The sequence below is a fragment of the Polaromonas sp. P1_G2 genome (genome assembly GCF_056405515.1).
In genome coordinates this window covers 1-5,869 of the sequence record NZ_JBFUBY010000260.1, presented here as the reverse complement: position 1 = coordinate 5,869, position 5,869 = coordinate 1, and the positions used below count along the sequence as shown (strand labels likewise).

Here is a 5,869-nt window from a genome sequence, read left to right as displayed (position 1 = left end):
AGCCAGGACCGCTTCGCTGGGCTTTGTGAGCGGCTCTTAAACAGTCTCGATTTTTGCCAGGAAGCCGGAGCGCTCCATCACGGCCAGCGGCTGGGCATTGAGCCCCGCGACCACCAGCCGGCCGCCGCGCAGCACGATGGCCTTGTGCAACTGCTCGAGCACGTCCAGCCCCGAGGTGTCCAGCGACTGCAGCGACTGCACATCCAGCCGCACGACCAGGCCCTTGGGCGCGCTTTCCACCACGCTCAAGATGGGATCGAGCTTGGCCACCGCGCCGAAGAACAGCGAGCCGTAGAGCCGGAAGCTCGCGGTGTCGGCGTCGCGCGAGACCTCGACCACCTGGAAYAGGCTGCTCATGCGCTTGACGAAGAGCACGCAGGCCAGGATCAGCCCGACCTGCAGGGCCACCGTGAGGTCGAAGACCACGGTCAGGAAAAACGTGCCCAGCATGATGAGCCGGTAGTGGCTGCTGGCCTGGGGCAGGCGGGCGAACTCGCGCCATTCACCCATGTTCCAGGCCACGTAAAGCAGGATGCCGGAGAGCACGGCCAGCGGCACGTGCACGGCCAGCGGCGCGGCGGCCAGCACGATGACGACCAGCGTGAGCGCATGCACCAGGCCGGAGACCGGCGACGTGGCACCGGAACGCACATTGGTCACGGTGCGGGCAATCGTGCCGGTGGCCGGCATTCCGCCGAAAAAAGGCACGACGAAGTTGGCCACGCCCTGGGCCATCAGCTCCTGGTTGGGGTCATGGCGCGGCAGGCCCGAGACCTGGTCGGCCACGCGCGCGCAGAGCAGCGACTCCACCGCGCCCAGCATCGCGATGGTGATGGTGGGCGCCACCAGCAGGCGCACCGTTTCCCAGGAAAAATCCGGCAGCGCAAAGGAGGGCAGGGCGCGCGGGATGCCGCCGAAGCGCGTGCCTATGGTCTCCACCGGCAGTGACAGCGCGTAGCTGAAGGCCGTCAGCGTCACCAGCGCCACGATGGGGCCGGGCATGCGCGAGGCCATGCGCGTGGCGCGCTTGAGCTGCACGCCCTCGACCGCCTGCATCATGCGTATCAGCCGCATGGTGAAGCCGCCGGCGCCGCGCGACTGCGTGTCGAACAGCCGGGGCCAGATGAACAGGCCCAGCAGGCAGATGAGGCCCAGGCCCAGCGCATAAGGGTTGAAGCTGTCCAGGTGGCCGCCCAGGACCTTGATCTGCGAGAAAAAATCGGCGGGCATTTTGGGCACGACCAGGCCCAGCAAATCCCTGACCTGCGACAGCGCGATCAGCACCGCGATGCCGTTGGTGAAACCCACGACGATGCTGACCGGCACATAACGCACCAGCGTGCCCAGCTTCAGCAGGCCCAGCAGGAACAGCAGCACGCCGGCGCAGGCGGTGGCGATCAGCAGGTTGGCCAGGCCGTAGCGCTCGAGGATGCCGTAGACGATCACGATGAAGGCGCCGGCCGGCCCGCCGATTTGCACCGCTGAGCCGCCCAGTGAGGCGATCAGCGCGCCGGCGATGATGGCCGTCCAGATACCGGCCTCGGGCTTGAGGCCGGACGCGATCGCAAAGGCCATGGCCAGCGGCAAGGCCACAATACCGACGGTGACGCCGGCCCCGGCGTCTTTCAGAAAGCGCTCCCGCGTATAGCCCGCCAGCGCTGAAAACAGGCGGGGGCGGAAGGACGCGAGGTAGGCGGGCCAGTGCATGGGTCCCCGATTGTGGCGCTGCGAGTTGTCGGACGAAGCGTCCTTTGCGTGACTTTTTTCCATTGTTCGCAATGTAAAGATTCGTTACATTAAAGGCGAGAATTAGACCTAATTGATTACTTTTTAGGGGGCTTACTGACTCAAAGCTTGTCGGCTAGGTCAGGATACGCCTCGGCATGTTCGGCATGCTTTTTTCGGGGGACGTGATTGCCTGTTGTTGTTTCTTCGCTGGTACTGCCGCGCTTGCCATCCCTTGCCGCCTTCCTGGCCGCTTTGCTGCTGGCCCACGCCATGGCGCTGGCGCAGGAAGTTCCTGTTTCCCCAGCGCTAGACGCTCCCGCCGGTATCCCCGCCACAAACCCCGCAGCCGTGGTGACTGGCCCTTTCAAGGCCGGGCGCGGCGTCATGGGCGAGGGCCAGGTGCTGGTCGACAACTCGGGCACGCTGACCTTCGAGCAGGTTCGCAGCAAGTTTGATGCCGGTGAGGGCAGTCCCGTCGAGTCAGGGGCCATCATGCCCACCGGGGGCGGGGCGGCGCTGTGGTACCGGCTGGCCTTGCCGGCGGTCGGTGAGCCCACGCCACTCATGCTCACCGTTCCCCATCCCAATATGGACAGCGTGGACCTGTACCGACCCGCGCCTGGGGCATCCGGCGCCGGTGCCTGGCAACTCGAGCGTTCGGGCGACGCGGTGCCCGTCTCGGCCTGGCCGGTGCGCCATCTGACGCCGGCGTTCGAGCTCCTGCTGCAGCCCGGCGAAACCCGGCCCACCTACCTGCGCGTGGCGCACAACTATCCCATCAGCGTGCCCTGGCAACTGTCCGACCCCGACAGCTTCCACGAACAGTCCAAGGAGGCGCACCTGCTGCTCGGGGTGTACATAGGCCTGGTGCTGCTGATCGCGCTGATGAGCGCGCTACATGCCGCGTCCTGGCGCGACGGCATCCATCTTTTTTTCGCGGGCTATGTGCTGGTGGTGGCAGCGGGCCAGCTGGCGCTGACCGGGCTGGCCGGTGAATTCCTCTGGCCGGGCAGCGCCTGGTGGAACGACAGTGCGCCGGTCGCCATGACGCTGGCCACCGCCGCGTTGCTGCACCTCTTTTTACGGCAGATGGTGGTTGACCGCGACGCACCCTGGCTGTCACGCGGCCTGCTGATGATGACGCTGATAGGCGCGGGCATCCTGGCGGCTTTCCTGGTGATGGGCAACAAGTCCTCCTTCAACCTTGCCACCCCTTATTACCTGGGCAGCATGGCCGTCTACCTCAGCGTGGCCGGCTGGTATGTCTGGCGCCGGCCCCTGGTCGGCATGTGGGTGCTGGCCGCCATGGTCTGCCTGACGGTGGGTTCGGTGTTTCCCATACTGCGTACGCAGGGCCTGCTGCCGCTGGGGGTGGCCACGCAGTACGGCGCGCAGATAGGCGCGGCATTCGAGATCCTGCTGCTGGTGGTGGCCCTGTACCTGCGCAGCCGTGAAAAGCGCGACAACCAGGCCCGCGTCGGCGCGCTCACGCGCGTGGACCCCTTGACCGGGCTGGGCAACCACCGTGTGTTGCTGCTGCGGCTGGACGCCCTGCTGGTGCGCCAGCGGCGCGACCCGGGCGCCGGCGCGGTGATGCGCGTGCGGCTGGGCAACGCCATCGACATCCGCCAGGATTACGGCATGGAAGCGGCGCAAAGCGCGGTGGTGCAGGCCGGGGCCTGCGTGGCGGGGGTGGCCAGCGACGGCGATACCGTGGCGCGGCATCGAGACGGCGATTTTCTGCTGATCCTGCAGGGCCACCTCACGCGCGACGAACTCACGCAGATGGCGCAGCGCCTGATCGCCCGCGGCCTGGCCGACAGCCCCAGCCTGCCGCCCGGCACCATGATGCAGTTCAGGATCGCCGTGGCCGAGGCGCCTTTCAACCAGCCCGACGCCGAGCAGTTGCTGCACGCCATGGGCGATGTGCTGAGGGAGCTGTCTGGCCGTTCCGGCACCGGCCTGCGCTTTATCAGCGCGGCGGCAGGCTGAGGCCGGGCGGCGCGGAAAGCGCTCGCCCTGTCCGCGGCTTAGTGGATGCGCATGCCCGGCATCGCGCCCGGCAGCGGTTCCAGCACATAAATACCCGGCTGGGCTTTTTCATCGGCATGGCTGGCGGCCAGCACCATGCCTTCGCTGATGCCGAACTTCATTTTTCGCGGCGCCAGGTTGGCGACAAGCACCGTGAGCTTGCCGACCAGGTCTTCGGGTTTGTAGGCCGAGGCGATGCCGCTGAACACATTGCGCATGCGGCCCTCGCCGGCATCCAGCGTCAGGCGCAGCAGCTTGGTCGAGCCTTCGACCGCTTCGCAGTTGACGATTTTCGCGATGCGAAGGTCGACCTTGGCGAAGTCGTCAATCGTGATAGTGGGGGCCAGCGCCTCGCCGCCCGGCAGGTCCGTGGGCGCGGCTGGTGCGGCTTCGGCCTGGGCCGGTGCTTCAAACAGCGCATCGAGCTGCTTGACGTCGACGCGCTGCATCAGGTGCTTGTAGTCGCCGATCACATGGCCCTTGCCCAGCATGGCGCCGGCGTCGGCAAAACCCAGCGGGCCGACCTTCAGGAAAGCCTCAACCTGCGCGGCCAGCGCGGGCAGCACAGGCTTGAGGTAAATCGTGAGCAAGCGGAAGGCTTCGATGCAGACGGTGCAGACGTCCTGCAGRCGCGCGTCCATGCCGTCCTGCTTGGCGAGCTCCCAGGGTTTGTTTTGGTCCACATAGGCGTTGACGCGGTCCGTCAGCAGCATGGTTTCGCGCAGGGCCTTGGCGAATTCGCGGCTCTCATACAGCGGCGTGATCACGTCCTTCGCGGCGCGCAGCGCGTCCAGCAGCGCGGCGCCGTCGGCCGACACTTCGCCGAGTTGGCCCGCAAAGCGCTTGCTGATAAAACCCGCGGCGCGGCTGGCGATATTGATGTACTTGCCCACCAGGTCGCTGTTGACGCGCGCCATGAAGTCGTCGGCGTTGAAGTCGATGTCCTCGTTACGCGCATTGAGCTTGGCGGCCAGGTAGTAGCGCAGCCATTCGGGGTTCATGCCCAGGCTCAGGTACTTGAGCGGGTCCAGGCCGGTGCCGCGGCTCTTGCTCATCTTCTCGCCGTTGTTCACGGTGAGGAAACCGTGCACAAACACGTTGTCTGGCGTCTTGCGGCCGCTGAAGTGCAGCATGGCCGGCCAGAACAGGGTGTGGAAGGTGACGATGTCCTTGCCGATGAAGTGGTACTGCTCCAGGCCGGGCGTGGCCATGTAGGCGTCGTAGTTCTCGCCGCGCTTTTCGAGCAGGTTTTTGAGCGAGGCCAGGTAGCCGACCGGCGCGTCCAGCCATACATAAAAATACTTGCCCGGCGCATCGGGGATTTCAATGCCGAAGTAAGGCGCGTCTCGGCTGATGTCCCAGTCGCCCAGGCCTTCGCTCTTCGTGCCGTCGGCGTTCTCGCGCACCGAGAACCACTCCTTGACCTTGTTGGCGACCTCGGGCTGCAGCTTGCCGTCCTGCGTCCATTTTTCGAGGAATTCCACGCAGCGCGGGTCGGACAGCGTGAAGAAAAAATGCTCCGAGCTCTTGAGCACCGGCTTGGCGCCCGACAGGGCCGAATAAGGATTGATCAGGTCGGTGGGCGCGTAGACTGCGCCGCAGACCTCGCAGTTGTCGCCGTACTGGTCCTTGGAATGGCAGTTGGGGCATTCGCCCTTGATGAAGCGGTCGGGCAGGAACATGTTCTTCTCGGCGTCGAAGAACTGCTCTATGGTCTTGGTGGCGATCAGGCCGGCTTTTTTGAGGTCCAGGTAAATCTGCTGCGCGAGCTGGTGGTTTTCCGGGCCGTCGGTGGAATGCCAGTTGTCGAAGCTGATGTGGAAACCGTCCAGGTAGGGCTTGCGGCCCGCGGCGATGTCGGCCACGAACTGCTGCGGCGTCTTGCCGGCTTTTTCGGCGGCGATCATGATGGGTGCGCCGTGGGCGTCGTCGGCGCCCACGAAATTCACGGCATGGCCCTGCATGCGCTGGAAACGCACCCAGATGTCGGCCTGGATGTATTCCATGATGTGGCCGATATGGAAATTGCCGTTGGCATAGGGCAGGGCGGTGGTGACGAACAGGCGGCGCTGGGACATGGTTATCTTTGTAGGCTTAATGAGGGTAGAAC

At 65.5% G+C, this 5,869-nt stretch carries 3 protein-coding genes; 1 reads left to right on the top strand and 2 read right to left on the bottom strand.

The features are described 5' to 3' along the window. Positions 1–36 precede the first annotated feature (36 nt). Positions 37–1,707, bottom strand: a complete 1,671-nt coding sequence (locus AC1D0P_RS20660; RefSeq protein ID WP_477678460.1) for a SulP family inorganic anion transporter — start codon at positions 1,705–1,707, stop codon at positions 37–39. A gap of 243 nt (positions 1,708–1,950) precedes the next feature. Between AC1D0P_RS20660 and AC1D0P_RS20655 the strand changes: the two genes are divergently transcribed. Further along, positions 1,951–3,720, top strand: coding sequence for a sensor domain-containing diguanylate cyclase (locus AC1D0P_RS20655; protein WP_477678459.1), 1,770 nt, complete (start codon positions 1,951–1,953; stop codon positions 3,718–3,720). A 38-nt stretch (positions 3,721–3,758) separates the two neighbouring features. On the opposite strand, the gene metG is transcribed toward AC1D0P_RS20655, so the two are convergent. After that, positions 3,759–5,837, bottom strand: coding sequence for a methionine--tRNA ligase (gene metG / locus AC1D0P_RS20650; protein WP_477678458.1), 2,079 nt, complete (start codon positions 5,835–5,837; stop codon positions 3,759–3,761). Between the last annotated feature and the right edge of the window lie 32 nt (positions 5,838–5,869).